The 20,657-nt window shown below is 38.6% G+C and carries 14 protein-coding genes and 3 pseudogenes; all 17 read right to left on the bottom strand.

What is annotated here, in order from left to right; all coding sequences use genetic code 11:
* Window positions 1-5: 5 nt before the first annotated feature.
* The 17 genes and pseudogenes from Q8W40_RS13120 to Q8W40_RS13035 all read right to left on the bottom strand — a co-directional run bounded on the left by Q8W40_RS13120 (window position 6) and on the right by Q8W40_RS13035 (window position 20,355).
* Window positions 6-1,238 carry a hypothetical protein gene (locus Q8W40_RS13120; protein ID WP_305397665.1) on the bottom strand — a complete coding sequence of 411 codons (1,233 nt, stop codon included), beginning with the start codon at window positions 1,236-1,238 and terminating at the stop codon, window positions 6-8.
* Window positions 1,235-2,665 (bottom strand): lipopolysaccharide biosynthesis protein, encoded by a 1,431-nt coding sequence (locus tag Q8W40_RS13115; protein ID WP_305397664.1) that lies wholly within the window; start codon window positions 2,663-2,665, stop codon window positions 1,235-1,237. Before Q8W40_RS13115 ends, Q8W40_RS13120 begins: the two co-directional genes overlap by 4 nt.
* A 6-nt stretch (window positions 2,666-2,671) precedes the next feature.
* Entirely contained in the window at window positions 2,672-3,694 is a 1,023-nt protein-coding gene (locus Q8W40_RS13110; RefSeq protein ID WP_305397662.1) for a hypothetical protein, read from the bottom strand.
* A 47-nt stretch (window positions 3,695-3,741) separates the two neighbouring features.
* Window positions 3,742-4,722, bottom strand: a pseudogene (locus Q8W40_RS13105) (ISAs1 family transposase).
* Window positions 4,723-4,915: 193 nt separating this feature from the next.
* Window positions 4,916-5,038 (bottom strand): annotated as a pseudogene (locus Q8W40_RS13100) (IS200/IS605 family transposase); the annotation flags it as partial.
* 483 nt (window positions 5,039-5,521) lie between these two features.
* A complete protein-coding gene (locus Q8W40_RS13095) occupies window positions 5,522-6,277 on the bottom strand; it encodes a 3-deoxy-manno-octulosonate cytidylyltransferase (protein WP_305397661.1) in 756 nt (251 codons plus the stop codon).
* A 2-nt stretch (window positions 6,278-6,279) separates the two neighbouring features.
* A complete protein-coding gene (locus Q8W40_RS13090) occupies window positions 6,280-6,939 on the bottom strand; it encodes an HAD family hydrolase (RefSeq protein WP_305397660.1) in 660 nt (219 codons plus the stop codon).
* Window positions 6,923-8,536, bottom strand: coding sequence for an aldolase catalytic domain-containing protein (locus tag Q8W40_RS13085; protein WP_305397659.1), 1,614 nt, complete (start codon window positions 8,534-8,536; stop codon window positions 6,923-6,925). The genes Q8W40_RS13090 and Q8W40_RS13085 overlap by 17 nt, the downstream gene beginning before the upstream one ends.
* 100 nt (window positions 8,537-8,636) lie before the next feature.
* Window positions 8,637-9,740 (bottom strand): DegT/DnrJ/EryC1/StrS family aminotransferase, encoded by a 1,104-nt coding sequence (locus tag Q8W40_RS13080; protein WP_305397657.1) that lies wholly within the window; start codon window positions 9,738-9,740, stop codon window positions 8,637-8,639.
* A gap of 6 nt (window positions 9,741-9,746) precedes the next feature.
* Complete coding sequence (locus Q8W40_RS13075) at window positions 9,747-10,208, bottom strand: acyltransferase (protein WP_305397655.1); 462 nt, start codon at window positions 10,206-10,208, stop codon at window positions 9,747-9,749.
* A complete protein-coding gene (locus tag Q8W40_RS13070; protein ID WP_305397653.1) occupies window positions 10,205-10,609 on the bottom strand; it encodes a sugar 3,4-ketoisomerase in 405 nt (134 codons plus the stop codon). Before Q8W40_RS13070 ends, Q8W40_RS13075 begins: the two co-directional genes overlap by 4 nt.
* Window positions 10,610-11,476, bottom strand: a complete 867-nt coding sequence (rfbA, locus tag Q8W40_RS13065) for a glucose-1-phosphate thymidylyltransferase RfbA (protein ID WP_305397652.1) — start codon at window positions 11,474-11,476, stop codon at window positions 10,610-10,612.
* Window positions 11,477-11,564: 88 nt separating this feature from the next.
* Window positions 11,565-12,638 (bottom strand): dTDP-glucose 4,6-dehydratase, encoded by a 1,074-nt coding sequence (rfbB, locus tag Q8W40_RS13060; protein WP_305397650.1) that lies wholly within the window; start codon window positions 12,636-12,638, stop codon window positions 11,565-11,567.
* Between the two features lie 644 nt (window positions 12,639-13,282).
* Window positions 13,283-14,405: pseudogene (locus Q8W40_RS13055) on the bottom strand (ISAs1 family transposase).
* 851 nt (window positions 14,406-15,256) lie between these two features.
* A complete protein-coding gene (locus tag Q8W40_RS13045; protein WP_305397648.1) occupies window positions 15,257-16,234 on the bottom strand; it encodes a Wzz/FepE/Etk N-terminal domain-containing protein in 978 nt (325 codons plus the stop codon).
* Window positions 16,235-16,309: 75 nt separating this feature from the next.
* A complete protein-coding gene (locus Q8W40_RS13040; RefSeq protein ID WP_305397647.1) occupies window positions 16,310-18,931 on the bottom strand; it encodes an SLBB domain-containing protein in 2,622 nt (873 codons plus the stop codon).
* A 110-nt stretch (window positions 18,932-19,041) separates the two neighbouring features.
* Window positions 19,042-20,355: a capsule assembly Wzi family protein gene (locus tag Q8W40_RS13035; RefSeq protein ID WP_305397645.1), complete on the bottom strand. Its 1,314-nt coding sequence runs from the start codon at window positions 20,353-20,355 to the stop codon at window positions 19,042-19,044.
* Window positions 20,356-20,657 lie beyond the last annotated feature (302 nt).

Below are 20,657 nucleotides of genomic sequence, written 5' to 3'. Positions count from 1 at the left end.
TAACCTTAAAAATTTACGAAACCTGAATTATCAATTTTTTGTTTGCCGAATATTAATACTAGTAGTTTAGTAAAAATATCAACCATGTGTAATTTCTCTTTTAAAATAAAACCTATAGATACCCCAACACCTTTAACTAATTTTTTCTCCAACAATGTATATACATATTCTGAATGATTAGAGATATAATAGCGTTTAGTTTTATCACTAACGATATTGGGTTGAAGTTTTATGATATCTATCATCTCTTGTAACGAGCACTCCTCTTCATAAAAATTCATAGCGTTGATCTCTCGACCTAGGTTCCAATTTTCACATTCGTAAATGAATCTAAACTTATACAGTTCTTTAATTTCATTATTACTATAGTCAAGACAAATAGTAGGTATGCCTAAAGAAGCACTGTCAAGTGCACTAGTACCCATAGCAAAAGATAGATCTTGATTACAAATCAAATCGCTCAATAGATCATGATGCATATATCCGACAAAGTGGACTTTAATATTTCTTAGTTTTGACGCACATTCCTTTATCTTAGGCAAGTCCCTGCCATCGCCAACTATTGTCAATATTATGCCTTGATTATTTAAATGCTCAAGTCTTGTTATTACATGTTCAACTATTGACGTTTTAAACCCTTCAATTCTGCTCACTAGGATACATCTAAACTCATTGTTAACATAAGATTTTCCCTTATGTTTTATTAAACAACTATTAATATCAGCATTAGTAATCGGGAGAAAGTTTGGTTCAATTATATCAACATTTAGATAATCACAAGTTTTTTGATAGTTTCCACCGTCCATAAAATAAATTGCATTATTTTCCACTAGGTTACTAACTGTTTTTCTCAATTTTTTCAACCTAAAGAAACTGAATAAGTTAATCATCTTTCCTAATGTGTTTCTAACCCCTATATTACTCTTTAATATTCTCGGGTCTAAATTTTGTGGATGTAAATTCCAAAATACTATTTTTGAGCTTTCAGGTGCTTTCTCTAGATCCTGAATTCGCCATAAAGGACATGATTGAAAAATTATCGTAGTTTTGTCAGGCAACTTATCAAGCTCCAAGTAATTTACATAACTACATCCACTCGGTAAATTCTTATGCATATACCCATCGTTGATATCTATTAGTATTACATTATGTCTTTCCGTAAGATATTTAGCACACCTCAAAAATAAAATTGACACTCCTCCTACTGTAGGGTACGGGAAGTAAAACGCAATATTCATCTATTTTCACCCTCTATTAGACCGTTATTTCTTTTTTTTATTACAATAATCCATCGAAAAATAAATAAAATCATAAATATAGAAGAACAAATTATTTCTAATGTATCCTTCATTAAATAAACAGAAGCTAAAAACATGCTCAAAAGTATTCCACACGGAATTAAGTTATAGTGAGACAATCTCATGTCGTATAAATTATTAGAAATCTTATATAGTATTATAGACAATATAGAATATGATAATATCGTACTTAAAACTGCACCGAAAACGCCTAACCATGGAATTAAAACACTGTTTAATATTATATTAACGAATGCCATCAGCATATAAACTCTTGACTGAGGTTGCATATTTCTCGTAATACTGAATCCTAACGAAAGAATATTAATACTTCCATGTAAAAATAGAGACAGTAATAACCATGGTAGATAGTCTAAAGCTTTAACATACTCACTCTCTTTAAAAAATAAAAAATATACATAAGCAAAATAATATGTGAATATTATCGAAGCTAGCCCTAAGTATAAATATTTGTCATAGTAATATTGGCAAAGCTTCTTTGTATTTTTATGTTTTAGTGATTCAAGAACAATCGGATTTACAACTTGAAAGAATGGGGTAATGAAAATGAATAAAATCACTCCTGCAAGTTTAACTGACAATGAATATATTCCAACTTCATGTAAATCTAAAAAATGATTAATAAAAAACTGATCTGACCAAATTATAGATAAGCCAGCAGCACTGGATAATACGATTTGAAAGCCATAACTCAACATTATTTTAGCTTGTTTGAAATCAAATGAAAAAACTTTAAATCTGGGGAAAATACTCACAAAAAGAATAACATATGTAATACATTGACTAATAAGACCGCCATATATTACCCCATGAATCCCTTGATCAAGAACCACTAAAAAAACATAGGTTAAAGTGGTATTTAGTATAGCAGAAAAGACAGATAGCCCTAAAAAAGACTTAGGTCTATTTGCTAACCTAAAATAAGTAAGAAAGAAAAAATTGATAAAAACAAAAGATGCTGAAGTCAATGAGGCAATTATTAAAAGATAGTAATCATAACTTCCAAAAAGGAACTCAGACAAAGATTTAGACAATATGATACCAATTATAACTTGGCTTAGCCCTCCTATATTTACTAAAATAAATGCAGTCGATAAACACTTCATTTTTTCAGTTTCTTTTTGATGATCAAAATATGATCTAGTAAATGCGCTTGTTATTCCAAAATAGCATACCGCCGAGAATATTGTTCCACAAAGCTGTAAAACTGAAAAAGCCCCATAACCTGAAACAGACATATTTGACATTAACAAAGGAATCAAAACAAAACCAATGGCTGCATTAAAAATACTACCAAACAAATAACATATCGATGCCAGCTTTTCGTTATTCTTAATATTATCCATTAAAGACTAACCTATATAGCAATATTCTGGTAACGCTTGTTCTATCCTTTTGATATTTTCTAATTCTATAGATGATAATTTAAGCCAAGACTTACAATTTTTAACTGATACTTTTGGATCAAAGAAACTTAGCTTTTGCTTATGATAACTTGACTCTAAATTTAAAAAAATCATAATATTTTGCAAAGTATTTTCGTAATCATAAACTAGATCTTCAAATTTAATCCTTAATACTTTATTACTCTTCGTATTGTTTTTAATTCTCATAATTCTTTGTCTTTCAATAAATTTTTCAATGTCAGTAGCACCTGATATTTTTTTAAAAATTTCAACATCATCATTATATCCAATAACATGCCTTACACAATTAGCATATATATCTCTTATATCTCTATCAATTATTATACACTTACCATTTGTTATCAATTCAACTCCTTGTTCTGGTGAATAGGGTTCTAATGCATTATGAATAACTACAGTATGATTTCCGTTTAAATAAAACTCAGAGAACACTTCATAAAGATATTCAGAAATACATTGTCCTATATTATTTCTATTAGTTAATGAAAAATCGATTTCCGGCCAGTGACATGTTTTATTTAAGCGAGAATTTATTTTATTCTTTAATATTTCACTTTTAGACATGTATAGATATTCTGTCGGCCAGTTCATCTTCCAGCTTGAATTTGTCAATTTTTTAATAAAACTTTGAGTTTTTAGGTCAAAATCAGAATAGCGGCTATTATAACCAAACCCTATTTTCCATAATCTTTCAATTCCTTTTGAAGTATATGCTAATTTATCAGAAACATTTTTGAAACGACGTAGAGCAGAATCAGCTCTATTCGGGCTCCAATTCGAGTTCAGTGTATTATATAAGTCGAGTAAACCATCATTAGTTCTAATTAATTCAAATTCTTCATGGTAACTAGGTACATATATACCTTCAAATTCCCTTAACAAATCGGATACAGCAGACTTGCCTGAAAACATATATCCAGAAAGGTCCACTAGTTGATTGCTATTCATATTTATACCTAAAAATTAAAAACCATTATTGTTACATCAGGGAAAATTCATGAACATTCCCGTAAATTAAAGCTTCCCAGAACTTTCAAAAGATACTCAGGATTCATCGCACACATCGCTCTTTTTTGCTTTATACTCGCCTTTAACGTCACTTCTCGTTTTAATAATTTCAAACACATCTGCCTGATCTTTGCAAAATTCTCTACTCTTTCTTCCACTCGTTTACGACACGCATCTTCTCCAAATGTGGTTTCCAATATCCTGTGCAATAACTGTATTAATCAATTCTAAACCACCGAAACTAACATTTTACTAAGACACAATTCATTTGAATTTATGAGGTATCTCACTGAAAACTCTTGCTCCTCCGTTGCCGAACTTTCCTGTCTTATGCTAACTACTGTACCCATCGCCTTTGGTTCTAGCTACTCAAATTCTATATCACCTAAGACACTCAAGTCGGTGTTCGTGAGCATCAGCTGAGTTTCCAAGCGACCTCTCGATTTTTCATGAGTGCTATACGAATCTCCATCGTGCTCTTGTATCATCCCCATAACAAAATAATCATTAAATACTGCCTCTAGACGACCTTGATTGACTTTTATCGACAATAAATAGTCCGCGCTCTTATTCACAGTCTTTTTGGGCTATCATTTTTTGACACCCTATCGCGTCTATGCTCACGAAACGACCTACAGCCGTCAGAAGCTCGAGTAAGTTCGGGAGCGCGGTGGATCTCATTCGATTCTCGTAGACTTTATGTTGACCAAGACTCACACCATTTACCGTCGCAAAATCATTAACCATATGGATAGTACCTAACCCTTGAGAATGGTCATACGAGCCTCATACTGCTTTGCCATCACTTCACCTTTCGTCACCTTCACCACAGGCTTCTCCAAACAATTGAATCGCTTTCCAATAATCTTAACCTGAAAGAATGGCACATATTGCTAACAAAATGGTATCGGTTGAATTATGCTCGACCTTTCTTTGTTGCCGATAATCCTTGATGTTCTAAAATGCATAAAAGGGAGGGGTGACTCTTTAGCTGACCTCCAAATTTTTATACAGAGGTAAAAAACTGGAAACAACCTTCAACTCGATCGTTAGTAAAAAGCGGGACCTGTGATGCTGCTCTCTAGTGATAGGCAAAAAATGCGAGTTCAACCTACCTCAATCCCTTCAAAAATAGGCATGTTCATGATTTTTCTCTGAAGAATGATCTGGTTGAACATTTAATTCTAAAACCTCACAGCCTTTCATGTTGTACAAAATATAGATTAAACTATAAGACTTCTATCCAGCCTTATCTTTCAATCTCTTATACCTGTGCTTTGGAGTTCAACCTATATGGTTGTTTCCTCTTACTTGTGGTGAATAAGAGATTCCTTATAACTTGGGCACTTCTTCAGGCTATACCACCACCTTAGAAAGTATTTTTGAGGAGCAAATATAAGCTTCTTTCATGCTTAATTTCAATATGTTAGTGCTGAAAAAAATATATTTGAATCGATAAAAACCAACTTAGTAAACATCTCTTACTGTAATATCAATGCTATTCTAACTAGACCGTAAATTCTGAACGATCAAAATTGCAACGACTCAACCTTGATCTTAACAGATGCTGACTATCATGAGCACTTATAACTCCAAAGAATAACAAAGCCAATTTTCATTTTCTCTAATTTCATTAAAACCTTTTATCTTAATGAATTATTCACTTTTCATCGACTAAATTCACAATTATCCCCTGAAATTAACTACATTTATCCTAACTAAAAATAAATATTTTTCTCAAGTTGAAATTTTTATGATTTCAATGCTTTAATTTCCTTCTTGGCTACTAGTTTTATTTAGCAATTTGGCTAGAACGGCTTCGACATCCCGTGGAGTATCAACAGCAAGAGAGCCAGCTTCAACTTCAATCATATCCACAACATAATCTGATTCTAAAAAACGTAGTATCTCAATGTCTTCAACTTGCTCATGACGAGCCTTACCCTTGTTGCTGTAGAAGAAATTCAACTGCTCTTTCGAGAATGCATAGATACACACCTGCTTGTAGCCAAATTGGTATTCACCCGCTTTAGTCTGAGGTATACCTGCGCGGCTCATGTAAAGCAACTTGCTAGATTGGCTGAAAGTAACCTTCGGTACAGTAAAAGAGCGAAACTCTTGCTCTGAAGTAATTGCACACATGGCATTCGTCACATTACCGCTCTTCAAGAACGCCTTAATTACCGTATTGATATCATCTGGATTAACAAGTGGCTCGTCACCTTGGACATTAACGATAAAATCACAGTCAAGCTTCAGGTTAGCTTCTGCAAGTCTGTCGGTACCAGTTAAGCACTCAGAGCTTGTCATCACGACTTGACCACCAAAGCCCTCAACGGCACTTTGGATACGAGTATCATCGGTTGCAACATACACTTTTTCTTGTCCCACGGCTAGACAACAACGCTCCCATACGTGCTGTATCATTGACTTGCCACAGATATCTACTAACGGCTTCCCTGGGAATCGACTTGATTCGTAACGTGCTGGAATAACGACAGCGAAGGTTTTCTCATTACTCATGATTAAAATCTCACAGTTGAAAAGTCATCGATAATCAAGTGCTGCTGTAAGTGGCATTGCTCAATCATCTTCTCTTTCACATTAGAATAAGGCGCGTAAAACACAAAGTCGATATGGTTCTGTTGAGCTGACAACATATCTGTTTCTGCATCACCAAACATGACCGCATTCGTGTTTTGTGCTTGCTCAAGAATATGTCGGATAAGTTCAGATTTCGGTGTTGGCGAGCCAAACACACCATCAAAGTGAGCATCAAGCCCTCTTTGGACAAAAACATCTCTTAGTTCACTTTGCTCTGAGCCACTCGCAACATATCGTTTACCTTCACACTGCTCAAGAAATGCCATAAAGCTTGGTGTCAGCTCTGCTGTCAAATATAAAGCGCGACACTGTTTGGAAAAATCTTCTAAAACCAGCAGCTCAAGATCACTTCTTTTTTCTTCTTCAATATCGAAGATACTATCCAGAAAGTACGCTACATGATGAAAGCGAGACTTACCGAAGTTACGACGAAAATAATTGACACATTCAATTATAAGGTCTTGAGCTGAAAAATGCGCTTCCAGCGCATTATTCATAGCTTCGATTTTCAATTGGTTGGAATCTAGAATGACTCCATCACAATCAAAAATGTACACCTCGTATTTACTTAACGGGGGCATAAACAGAACCTTTAGCAATAGGGTAGCTAGTTGGAGTCAAAGACTTAATTTCTTTACTTTTATCATGAACATGGTAAAGATTTAGAATGTCTACCATCTCTTGCTGACGAACGTCATCTTGAGCATAACCATCAAAACCAACCACTGAAATCGCATTGACGTTTGATTCCAATAAAGCACCGAGGATGTATGCCGTTGTGATGTCATATGGTGTAGTTGTGTAAGTGCCTTGAGTCGCAAACGTCTTTTTTACAACCTCTAGTCCATAATCAATCAGATTTACACCTTCAAGCTCTGACAATTCTGAGGTCGTAAAACGACATTTTGGAAGGATGATTGGTTTATCTAACCCTTTGTATAGTTTTGACTCTGACAAGAATTTTGAGTTATGAGAAATGGCGTAGTAGTCAACTAACTTAGGGGCAATATGCGCTGTTGTATTGATTGAGATAACAACAGGTTGAGTGTGCTTAATATACATCTCAATCGCTGATGCGTATTTCTCTGTATTTGGAGCATTAGCAATGATGAGTACATCTTTACCGTCAAAGAGCCCTTGTGCATCTTTGCTTCCGGTCACTTCAGCTTTACTGTCAGAGAAACTCAACGCCGTATCAAGTACCGCACCATTGTACGACGTAGTACCATCTAGCTTACTAAGATAGTCAATTGCGCCAATAATTTCATCAGTTCCGTAGTGCGTACTAGATAATAGGTTCTGAATATAAGTCGGGTGTACATCATTTTGCGCGCCTAAGAAGTACAGTAAGTTGCTACCCCAACCATAATCTTTTTGCATCACCTCAAAGTGGCGGATAACCAATTCGTAAATTGGTTTTGGATGGTATTTAGACTCACCTTTATCAAGGTAAGCCAGTAAGCTTTCAGTTTGGGTGTTGCCAGCGCCGCGTCCCATACCTGTCACGGTTGTATCCAACCAAGAAACACCGGCTTCCGTTGCTGCAAGTGTATTATCTAATCCTTTTCCCATGTTATTGTGAGTGTGGATGCCCATAGGGCCAGTCCAATGAGTACGAAGAGCTGTTACGATACGATGGACTTCTTGGCTATCCATATTGCCTAGTGAATCAGCAAAGTATAGGACATCTAAACCTTCCCATCTTTCGGCTTGGCTGGCTTTATTTGCAATGACCTCATCGGGTTTGCCACCGGCTTGCATGAGGTTAAAACCTACTATATAGCCCAGTTTTTTTAAGTGAGCAACGATAGGTGCTGAAAACTCCACTTCATTGAAGTGTGCTGCAACACGGACTAAGTCAACTTTACTGTTGACCGCTGGTACAAATAGCGCATCAATTGCTTCTTCAATTGGCATACCAGACTCAAGGATAGTTTTAGCATCGACCATTAAACCGTAAGTTGGACCTTCAGGTAGAGTTAAGGTATTGATGAAGTCTTCAGTCGTGTAAGCGAAAGCGCCTAAGAAACCAGTTTTAGCAAAGTTACGTAAGCCCAGCTCAACATAATCAATTTCTGCCGCAGCCATTGCTTTTAAATAACTATCTACAATACTGATATCAAAGTCCCAGTTATTATAGTAACCACCATCTCTTAGAGTACAATCAAGAATTTTCATTTCTAAACCAACCAATATTAAAATTAAAATTAAAATTAAAATTAAAATTATAGAACATAATTTACTTACTACCTTATCGCACTTTCAAAAAAACAGTCTCTCAAGGAAGAAATTCATTCATAACTTTGATAATTTCATCTATAGATTCCTCGGGAAGAGTTGGGTCCATAGGCAAAGATAAAACCTCATCATGAAGCGTTTCGGTCACAGGAAGTTTATATTGCGAAAAATTGTCAAACGCTTTTTGCTTATGAGGAGGAATTGGATAATGGATGAGTATTTGTATATTATGTTTAGACAGCCAACTTTGTAGCTCCTTACGCTGTTTACAACGAACAACAAATAAATGCCATACATGTTCATCTTCATTTTCCACTGTTGGCAGCATAATAAACCGATTATTAATCTCAGCTCTATAACGTTTAGATATTTCTTGGCGGCGACCTGTTTCTGAATCAAGATAATTAAGTTTAACATTCAACATTGCAGCCTGAATTTCATCCAGCCGACTGTTCACACCTTGGTATAAGTTCTCGTATTTTTTATGGGAGCCGTAGTTACGTAAAGCCTTGATAACTTGGGCTAACTCATCATCATTTGTAGTAATTGCCCCAGCATCACCTAACGCACCTAAGTTTTTACCAGGATAGAAACTAAAGCCCGCGGCATCACCCCAATTACCAGCTTTGTTACCGTCTATCTTAGCACCGTGAGATTGTGCACAATCCTCCAACACCAATAAATCAAATTGCTTGGAAATTTGCCTAATCTCAGGCATTGGTGATATTAGACCATAAAGGTGTACAGGGAATATAACTTTAGTTCTGGGAGTTAATGCGGCTTCAATGCCCGCCTTAGTCAAGTTATAAGAGCTAGGATCAGGCTCAACTAATATTGGTGTAAGTCCATTTTCAGTGATTGCTAGAATACTCGCAATATAGGTATTAGCCGGAACTATCACTTCATCGCCATCGACCAACTTTCCCATTTCTTTCCAAGCACGAAGGACTAAAATTAGTGCATCTAAACCATTTGCCACTCCGATGGCATATTTTGATCCACAATATGTGGCAAACTTTGATTCAAACTGTTCTAGCTCACCCCCCATAATATACCAACCCGAATCAATTACACGGGCACAAGCCTCTTTTAATTCATACTGATATTGTTGATTAATACTTTTCAAATCTAAGAATGGAATCACGCTATTCTATGCCTCTAAATATTTAATAATTCTTGCTGGATTTCCGATTACGACTGCATTATCAGGTACATCTTTAATAACTACTGCCCCTGCACCTACCATTGCATTACATCCAATCGTTATGCCAGGTAAAATAGTGGCATTAGCGCCAACAGATGCACCATTTTTTATTAATATTTTAGGAAATGACTCAGGGTACTGTTTAGACCGAGGAAATTTATCATTCGTAAACGCAACACAGGGACCAACAAAAACATCATTCTCCAACTCCATTCCATCCCATAAGTAAACTCCACTTTTTATTGTTACTCTATCACCTAAAATGACATCGTTTTCAACAAAAGTATGTGCACATAAATTACAATCATTACCAATTTTTGCCCCAGCAAGTACGACTGAAAATTGCCATATTGTTGTACCTTTACCTACCTGATGTGTAGCTACATCACTCAAAGGATGAATTTTCATTTAATAACCTTTTCGATAAAGTCCTTATAGACTCGAATATAATCCATTTCATCATAGACATCATTCGCCAGAACCATTAAGACGCAATCCTCAGAGAAGTTGCTCATCTCATGCCATTGCATTACATCAATCAGCAATCCTTGACTTGGAGAATTCAATGTCACAATTCCCTTCTCATGACCATCATCCATCAAAATATCGCAGCTACCTTTTAAACAGACCGCTACTTGTACAAGTGCTTTATGTGCATGAAAGCCTCGAGGAAAATTAGACTGCATACCAAATAGGTAATAAACACGTTTAATATCAAAAGGGATGATCTTGTTAGCTTCTAAGGCAACGAGACAACCTCTGTCATCACCAATAATAGGGAAGTCAATGATACTAATTAATTTTCTCATTTATTCATCCAATAAGGCTAGTAAATATTGACCGTACTCATTTTTAGCTAAATCACAGCCACACTTATATAACTGCTCATTCGACAGCCAGCTTTGACGCCACGCAATCTCTTCTAAACAAGCGACTTTGAGGCCCTGTACATTTTCAATCGTTTCTACAAAAGATGAGGCCTCTTGAAGACTTGCATGTGTCCCTGTATCTAACCAAGCAAACCCTCGACCTAAAAGCTCGACATTTAACAGATCGTTATTGAGATACATTTCATTCAAAGTCGTAATTTCAAGTTCTCCACGATGAGATGGCTTGACTTGCTTCGCCATTTCAACTACGTCATTATCGTAAAAATACAATCCCGTCACAGCATAATTGGACCTAGGTGCTAATGGCTTTTCTTCAATCGAAATGGCTTTCATACCGTCATCAAATTCCACCACGCCAAAACGCTCTGGATCTTTTACTTGATACCCAAAAACAGTAGCTCCCCTCCCCTTTTTTGCAGCACGTTGCAAAATAGGAGTAAAACCTTGCCCATAGAAAATGTTATCGCCAAGTACCAAGCAGACACTATCATCTCCGATGAACTCTTCTCCAATAATAAATGCTTGAGCTAAACCATCAGGTGTAGCTTGAATCGCGTATTGCAGTTCAATACCAAAGTCAGAACCATTCCCCAACAGGCGCAGGAAGCCATCTTGGTCTTCGGGAGTCGTGATGATAAGAACTTCTCGGATCCCCGCTAACATGAGCACGGATAATGGGTAGTAGATCATTGGTTTATCGTAAACAGGTAATAACTGCTTCGATACGCCTCGTGTGATTGGATATAGACGAGTACCGGAGCCACCAGCAAGAATAATTCCTTTCATTGGAAATCGGTCCTAAGTTGATAAGTCACTAGGCTTAGTTAAACCTAAGCTCTAGAACCTTAAAATAATTGTATAAGAGATAACGCAATCAGCTAATGCCTAAGCGTTCACGTTGGTAACTGCCATCTTGGACATTTTGACACCACGTTTGGTTGTCCAAATACCATTGGACAGTTTTTCGAAGTCCAGTTTCAAACGTCTCAATCGGTGTCCAACCAAGTTCTTTTTGCATCTTACTTGAGTCAATAGCATAACGACGATCGTGACCAGGGCGGTCTTGCACGTAAGTAATTTGCTCTGAATATGACGACTCTTTGGGTACTAAAGAATCCAGAATTGAGCATATAGTTTCTACGACTTCTAAGTTCTTCTTCTCGTTGTGACCACCAATATTGTAAGTTTCTCCGACTTGACCTTTTGTCACAACTTTATAAAGTGCACGAGCATGATCTTCTACAAACAACCAATCGCGAATTTGATCACCTGCCCCATAAATGGGAAGGTCTTTACCTTCTAGTGCGTTGAGAATTACTAGCGGTATCAGTTTCTCAGGAAAATGGTATGGTCCATAATTGTTTGAACAGTTAGTTACTATAGTTGGAAGGTCGTAGGTACGTAACCATGCTCTAACTAAGTGATCGCTTGACGCTTTTGATGCCGAGTATGGGCTTGAAGGAGCGTATGGAGTAGTTTCCAAGAACATAGGAAGATCGATGCTCTTGAGGACTTCATCTGGATGTGGCAAGTCACCGTACACTTCGTCTGTCGAGATATGATGGAATCGAAAAGCGCTCTTTTTACTCTCATCTTGCGTGATCCAGTACTCGCGCGTCGCTTCTAGCAAGGTGTAAGTACCAACAACATTGGTTTCGATAAAGGCAGCGGGACCCGTAATTGAGCGGTCAACATGCGATTCAGCAGCTAAGTGCATTACAGCATCGGGGTGATGCGTTTCAAATACACGATTCAGCTCAACACGATTACAAATGTTGACTTGTTCAAACGTATAACGCTCATTTGAATCGACAAGAGCCAAAGACTCAAGATTACCTGCATAGGTTAAACAATCAACATTGACTACACTATCTGAGGTATTTTCAATGATGTGACGAACAACTGCGGAACCAATAAAGCCGGCACCACCAGTGACGAGAATTTTCATATTTTTTGCTCTTCCAATATTCTTTAAAGCACATACTTCTAATTACTAGACGCTTTAATTTTGTAAAACCTTTATTTAACCACCCAGATCAGGGAAACATCATGAACGTTCCCATCAATTAAGACTTCTTAGGACTTTCAAAAGATACTCAGGGTTCATCACACACATTGCTCTTTTGTGTTTTATGCTCGCCTTTAACGTCGTTTCTCGTTTTAATAAGTTCAGACACATTTACCTAATCCTCGTAAAACTTTCCGCTCGTTGACGACACGCATATTCTCCAAATGTCGTATCCAATATCCAGTACAATGACTCTATTAACCAATGTAAATGTACCGAACTTAATAATTTCTTTGAACTTATGAAGTATCTCGTTGAGAACTATCACTCCTTCGCTACCGACTTCCTGTCTTATGCTAACCACTATCGTCGTCTTTAGCTCTGGCCACTCAATTTCTATATCGCCTAAAACATTTAAATCAGTGTTGGTGAGCGCCCGCCGAACTCCAAACGACCTATCGGTTTTTCTTGAGTACTATACGAATCTCCATTGTGCTGTTGCATCATACCATATGAAAATAATCATTAAATACTGCCTCTAGACGACCTTGATTGCCACGTAAAGCGCGTGAACATCCTCACCATTATTGGCTTCCCAGAACCTTGCTTAAATAATTTTCATCCATTGCACACAGCATTCTTTTCCGTTTGACACCACTTTTAAAGCTTTTTTCGTTCGTTAAAAGGTTCAAACATACCTGCCGGCTCCTTGCTAAAACCTCTGCTCGATCGCCCACTCTTATTCGGCAATCATCTTCTCGAAACACAGTATCTAATACCCTATGCATCGACTCTATTTACCAATGTGAACACGTTGAACCGTGTAACACTTGCACACTCAAATCCCGAGATCTGATATAAAATCTCACCGACATATCTTGCGCTGTTGTGTGCTCCGATTCTTGACGAATGTTAACCATTATCCCCATCGTTTTTAAGCCTAGCCACTTATACACCACATCCCCTAAAGCCGATAAATCTTTATTCACTAACGCAATTCTTGTCTCTAATCGTCTATGCGATTTATCTTAGTTTGAGTAACTATCTCCATCAAAGTGTTGAAGTATCACTGATTTGTAATTAAGCATGAAAAGGCTCGGTTAATGTCCCTTGATTTATCTTGGCAGCAAGTAGATAGTCCTCATTTATTTCCACTATCTTTCGGGCTATTTTTCGTTTAAAACTCATTGCATATATCGTCACTAATTAACTATGAGTGTCTAATAATTCCAATAACTTAGGGACAACTTTTATCTCATTTTTCTTCGTGCTTACTTTCAATTGTCCTAAGCGCATCCCGTTCGCCGTCGCAAAGGCATTGACCGTATGATTGGCTTCTTGCCCTCGTGACTTAATCGTAGGCACCTCGAACCATCTTTCCATCAATGGCTATCACCTCGCCATCCGTCAGCACATGGCACGCTTTCATCCAATTAACAAACGCACTCTGGAATGCCTTAGCACTTATCATTCCCATCACTCTCCAGCGTATCGGATGAAGGAATACCCTCCTCAAACTCACCATACTGCATTAAAATTCGATTCTAATTCGACCAAAATCTACGATACCTTCCCATGTATCATGACCCGACAAAACACCACAAATGGCAGAAAAATAATGTCTGATAATTTGTGGTTTACTTTCGTTTCTTGCCGATAATATTTGATCACTTTAATACGCGTAAATGGGTTCGTTAATTCAGTCATAATTAGGCTCCGCTAGTTACAAAGCCATTAGAAAAAATAAAAATGATCTACAAACGTCTCCTTTTTGGATGCTAGATATTTGATAAGTGTAAATAACGCCCATTAAATTAGTGTAACCTAATGTTTGTATAGCCCTTTAAAAATGGACATATTCATGCGATTTCCCTGCCATCGCGCCTATGCTCACTAAACGACCTACAACCTTCAGAGGCTCGAATAAGCCCTAGATCGCGGCGATCTCATTCGATTTCTCGTAGACTTTATGTTGGCAAAGGCTCTCACCATTTTCTGTCGCAAAATCATTAGCCATATGGATAGCACTTAACCCTTGAGAATCGCCATAAGAGCCTCACACTGTCTTACCGTCAATTGCAATGACTTCACCTCTAGCAATATGGAGTACCATTCTCAAACTCTCCATATTGGCGAAGCCAATCCAGATTATCCTTACCGAAATCTTCAATTGCCTCCGACCTTTCTACATCTGTAATAACGGCTGTTACCAATAACGGCTGTTACCGCCAGAAACACTATGTCGACCAATCTATGAGAGACTTTCCAGGATTGCCTCGGGTCTAATGATAGGTATATGGTCCAAAAGGCTTTTTCCCGTTCATGTGATATTTCCATATACCCATTTTTAAAGCATATGATCACAGCCATATTTACTCGTCAAATCGATCGTCTTTGAGCTTGCTATTTTGTGAAATAATCGATAGTTTGATGGAGGGAATAACCACGCCAGAACCCTTTCCCAATAAAGGTAATTCATGATCTCAGCCTGATATATGGGCAACCCTTTTAAAATAGATAGTTCATGCGGTTTTACTGGCTAGTATTAGTGTTCAAATTCAGGTCTTAAACATCTTTTTTCTGAATGCAAATCGAACTAACACTATTGTGACACCTAGCATGCCGCCTAGAAGTGCGCCTAGAACGCAAATCAATGCACGCTTCGGACCAGCTTTTTCTTCTGGCACTACTGCTGGGTCTATTGTTTTAAAAGCAAACTCAGTTTCCACTTCTGCCAACATCAAGTTTTTGGTTTGTTCTTCAATCAGCTGGAAAAACACTGTTCGCATATCGGCAATGTTAGTTTTCTTCAGTTGCTGCTCTAGGTAGCCAATGTTTCTTTGGGTTTCATTCAAAGATTTGTCTTTCATCCATTCATTAAGATCGATTATCAATAGTTCAACCCATTGCTGTGCAATGATTGGCGAATAGTGGGCTATAGAGAGGCTGACTAATCCCGAAATCTTATCTTCTGAGCTAGAAAGAATTTCTTTGAACGCTTTATGTGCTTCCCAATCCGTCGGGATTACGGATTGCTCTAGTGCTACCTGCCGGATCCATTGCTTAGCTGTGGAATCATATAATTCCGAATCTAATTCAAGTTCACCACTACCTTTATGCCAACTAATCGAAGCCATCAATGGCACCAACAAATCGTGCTTATGGATAAACGCATTAATAAATTGGCGAGATTGAAGTACCGCAAGTGCCATAGCTTTGTTATCGGTTCCACCTCCACCTAGGTTAATGCCAGCTAAAGAAGCTAAGCCACCAAATTGAGCGGCCATTGCGGCCATACCACCCTTTCCGTTGTCGCTGGTCGCAGCTAATATAGCAGTTGCTTTGTAAGTATTGGGCTGTGAAAGCGCATAAAAAACACCGCCAGCAGCAAATACTATAGTAAATAAAATGATTACCCACTTCCCTTTCCACAGTGCTGAAAAGAGCTCTCTCAAATCGATTTCATCATTTTCCGCGACTAGGGATTGGGGATAATAGGGTGTATAAGGCTGGTTTGGCGGTAATTGTTGATTCATAGTGTTACCTAAAAATAGAGCGCGAAGTTAATCATACTCCAAATGTATATTGTGAGAATGGTATTAAGTGTTTGATTAGTCTGAAATAGCTTTCCAAGCTACACCAATTTGGTACAGGATCTGTGTTGCCGAGGTCAGTGTACTTAGCCCATCTAGGTAATCTGTATCAATTGGCACTATGATGGTGTCACCTGGTGCAAGGGATTTGTCTTTTCGGCTAAACCAGAATGAGTTGTTTGGTAGCATTACTGAACCGTCCGCTCTCACGATGTAAATACGATCTGTATCAGCTTGTTTTTTAGTACCACCTGCCGACTCTAAATACTCTTCTACAGTCATATCTGGGCGGAAAGTATGGTTGGACGAGTATTGAACCTCCCCCATAACGCTAATGGTTGGATTTTTAGCTGGAATATATAACTTATCGCCTTTCTCTAGCATAAGATCCGAGATTGGGTCTTCGTCCATCGCTTCTGGCAAATTGATTACCAAACGACCCACTGCTTCTGTTTTAGAGAGCTCTTCTGCAATTTCCATCGCTTGTGCTGGCGGCGTAGTATAAGTCGCAGCAGAATTTTGACGCCTCAGTGCTAGATTGCCAATTTCTTGCTTTAGCTGCATATTCAATAATCGTAAGCGCTCTTGCTCTTGGCGTTTAAGCCTTAATCGACTAAATACTGCACCTTTTGCATAAGCGTACTCTGTCAAGCCGCCAGCGCGATTAATCACATCACTCAGTGTTTCGCCACGTTGAAAAGTGTATTTTCCAGGGAAAACAACCTCACCTTGCAGCTCAATTACCATATCTTGCTGCCAGTTTGGTTGAGTTTTAATAACTACATGATCTTGAGCTTGAAGTTCTAGGTTAGAATCTCCATTGAGTGCATCACGCAAAGAAAACGGTATATGGCGTGATTCAAAGCTTTCTCCCACTCTTTGGCTACGTGTGATCTCAGCTTGAGTGAGGTAAGCTCGTTCACTTAAACCACCTGCTGCTTCTATGATTTTCTCCAACGTTTCACCCGCAGGCAGCGGGTAAGTACCAGGGAACTTGACTGCACCTGAGACTTCCACCAACTTCGCCGGTTTTTTAAAACTCGACTGGGCTTTTAAGCGTTCAATAATAGGGTTGAGTAATTGTTCGCGGCTAGATTGCTTGATGTTATCTGCTTGGGCTACTGTATCTACATTTTGAACTGCAATTTCATTCACTTGCTCATTCAATACAACTGCGCCTGTTTCTTCATCAACCAATTCCTGATGTTTTTCAGTAAGCTTCTCTTTACCTTCTACTTTTTGATTCTTTTGCTCGCCATACCAATAGTCCAGTTCAAGCCCGTTATCAAACACAAAGATCTGGTCACGTTCTTTCAATTTGATATTTTCGGTAGAACGGTGACTTTTTAGCACTTGCCCTAAGTTAAACTGAATCACTTCGATGTCACGGTTGGCATTCACTTCACGCACAATCAATGCATAAGTCAAATCGGCATTCAGTTTTAGATCATCGTTAGCGGAGCTGATCACATCGGACACGCGCATGCCTTTTTTGTAGCTCAATGCACCTTGGCGAATCACTTCACCACGTACCGCGACGGCTCCTTTTAGGTTGCTTGAAGAGGGTGCAACTTCTATTTTGTCGCCTGACTTTATAGAAAAATCACGACCAGAAGCCTCCGTTAAATCCAAAGTAAATTGCTCTTGCCCTTGAGATGTCTGGCGTCGAACATTAATTTTCGATAAATAACCTTGAGGTAAAACACCACCAGCAAGCTTAATCACACCTGATAATGTTGTTGCACCACCAAGCTCATAAATAGCAGGGCGAAGTACTTCACCATCGATTTCAATACTCGATGATTTAGCTGGAATAAACAACGTATCACCTGCAAGTAAACGTACATCAGAAGAGGTGTTTCCACTAATGAGCAGATCATAAAGGTCGAGAGTCGCGACTGTTTCTCCTTTCCGCTTAAGCTGTATCTGACGAAGGCTGCCCGACTCTTTTACCCCGCCACTTGCAACAAGTGCTTGAGTTATCGTAGTCAGTCCGTTCACGTTATACGCGCCTGGCTGATTGGTCTCTCCCACAATATATACTTGCATTGTGCGCATGCTGCCCATGGTGACTGCTACATCAACACCTAGCACTTTTTGCTCCACAAGTTGCGTTATTTGCGCACGCACTTGAGAGAAAGTCTGCCCTGCTACTGCCAATGGTCCGAATTCAGGGAAATATACCTTTCCTTCTCGATCTACTTTTAATCGATACTCTTGGTTAGTCTTACCGTAAAGCTGCACTTTAATCTCATCACCTGATTCCATCACATAATCCAATGGAACGGGTAGCGTATCCGTCGGCGTAAACCCTTGAGGCTCACCTAACAATACGTCGTAGCCAAAGTGTTTTAGACCATCTTGCTCTTCGTAGCTTGCAACATCATTTTCTAAATTTTTTGTCGAAAGAGTACGCTCAGGCAGTTGAGTGTTATTTGAGCTTATGTCTTGACTAGGCTGCCCTGTTCGCTGTAGTGCGTTTAAATCAATACCGTATTGGCGAGCCAATTGCTCCTGCTGCGCTTTAGGTAAACTCTTAAACTGCGCCATTTGCGCGGGTGTTGGTGTATTTGCAATTGCATTGGCGCTCAACGCTGAGATGCAAAACGCAAGAAACGGAGTCTTAAAGATGTTGTGCATGGTTAACTTCACTTTTATGTGTCAGCGAAAACTTAGGTGCTGACCGCTTGTAGAAAGATAGTTGTCATTGTAAGAATCGAAGTAAGATACTTGCCTGCGAAACTCGTCACTTAGAATCGAAACTCGTACCCGGTCCAGACAGACGTCGAGTTTTCTGTCTTATCCCCAGTCTGTTGGCTATAACCAATACCGGCGTGAACCATTCCCGCGACTGCAGGAAATTGATAAGTGACATTGGTATTTTTGTATCGATTTTGATCTTGATACGAGTCCTGTAATACAACGCTAAGCTTATGGTCATTTTCCATTTGCAGATAGAGAGAGGCGGATGTACTTTTGTCTAGCAAATACGTATTACGAGATATGCCATCGTGAGATGAGGGGTACATATCATTAGTCCAACCTTGGGCATTATCGTTCTCTTTAGCTGCTGTAGACTCCTGCCTTTCAAGCACTAAGCGCCAAGTCTGGTTGAATGCGTCAAGTTGACCTGTCCAACCGTAAAGATAAGCACCAGCTTCAGAAATATCATGGGTTGAAGCAATTTCGGCATAAATAGAATGGTATAGACGCTCAAATGATGGCAAAGAAGCTTTCGCATCGACAGCAAGCTGCTTATCCCCACTATGAATCTTTGTTCCGTCAAACCAAGTTTGATAAGTAACGCCTAGATCCAACCAATCCAAAGGCTTGGAGGTAAACCGTGAAGCACTGAACCGTTCAAAACTTGCATCATCAGCAAAGCCCACAATCGCTTCTGCACTCCAACCACCTAAAAAGGTATTTTTACCGATATAACTCGCACTCAGATCCGCTGTTGACGAGCTAGAACTGCCCAGTACAAGATTGTGTTGCCAACCTTGCCCCCACCATTTGTCTAACTTACCAATAGAGAACAACCAAGCTCCGGCATTGAGAGACAAGTAGCTATCATCCCAAACAAACTGATCATCGCCATTTTGCTTTGCGTAACCTGTTGAAACTCGAAAAGCGAAGCTATTCTCCAATGCTTCATACGATGCGTAAGCCCCCCATTCGTCTTGATTAAATTGCCCAAAACCAACGGAAGGAGAAGGTTCGCTTCCGATCACAACTTTAGCCGAACGGTTGCCCCTTGAATATTTGGCTGAATTTAAAGCATAACTAACATGCTCATTGGCTCGGGCAAGACTTTCATTGTCATAATGCGATTTATCTAAATCATCGCCAATAGAAGCCCATCGCAAAGGATAATGATTGACTGAAGACTGCAACAAACCAGCATCAGAAAGGAGCGTTACATCAGAACGCAAAAAGGGATCTTTGGCTTCGAGCCAAGGAGATGCGTAGGAAAAAAATGAAGTCATACCCAGTGGTAAAAATACCACTAAATATCCAATCGGCTTGATGGAGGTAAACAAAGAGTTGAACTGAATCTTATACACGGGAATGATTGTCCTAACGCAACAAAGCTTGGTGTTTAAGCACGCTACCGCCCATTAGCACACGCATAGCCACATTGCGTTTTCATCTATCGAATGAGTGTTTAATTAGGGCTAATGTTGTTGTTTTTCAGTCAAGCCCTATTATTGCGACACCATTATCCACAACGAGAATCAAATCTCAACGAAGTAGCTCTGTAAACTGATAAAAAAGCGTCATATATTTAGGAAATGACAACAAAGCCCAGCAACGAGCTATAGATCCACATGAAATATCATTGGTAATAAAATTTAACTTACTGTTT

This window comes from Vibrio penaeicida, from assembly GCF_030689305.1.
In the GTDB taxonomy this organism is placed as follows: domain Bacteria; phylum Pseudomonadota; class Gammaproteobacteria; order Enterobacterales; family Vibrionaceae; genus Vibrio; species Vibrio penaeicida_B.
This window is presented reverse-complemented; position numbering and strand designations above follow the sequence as displayed.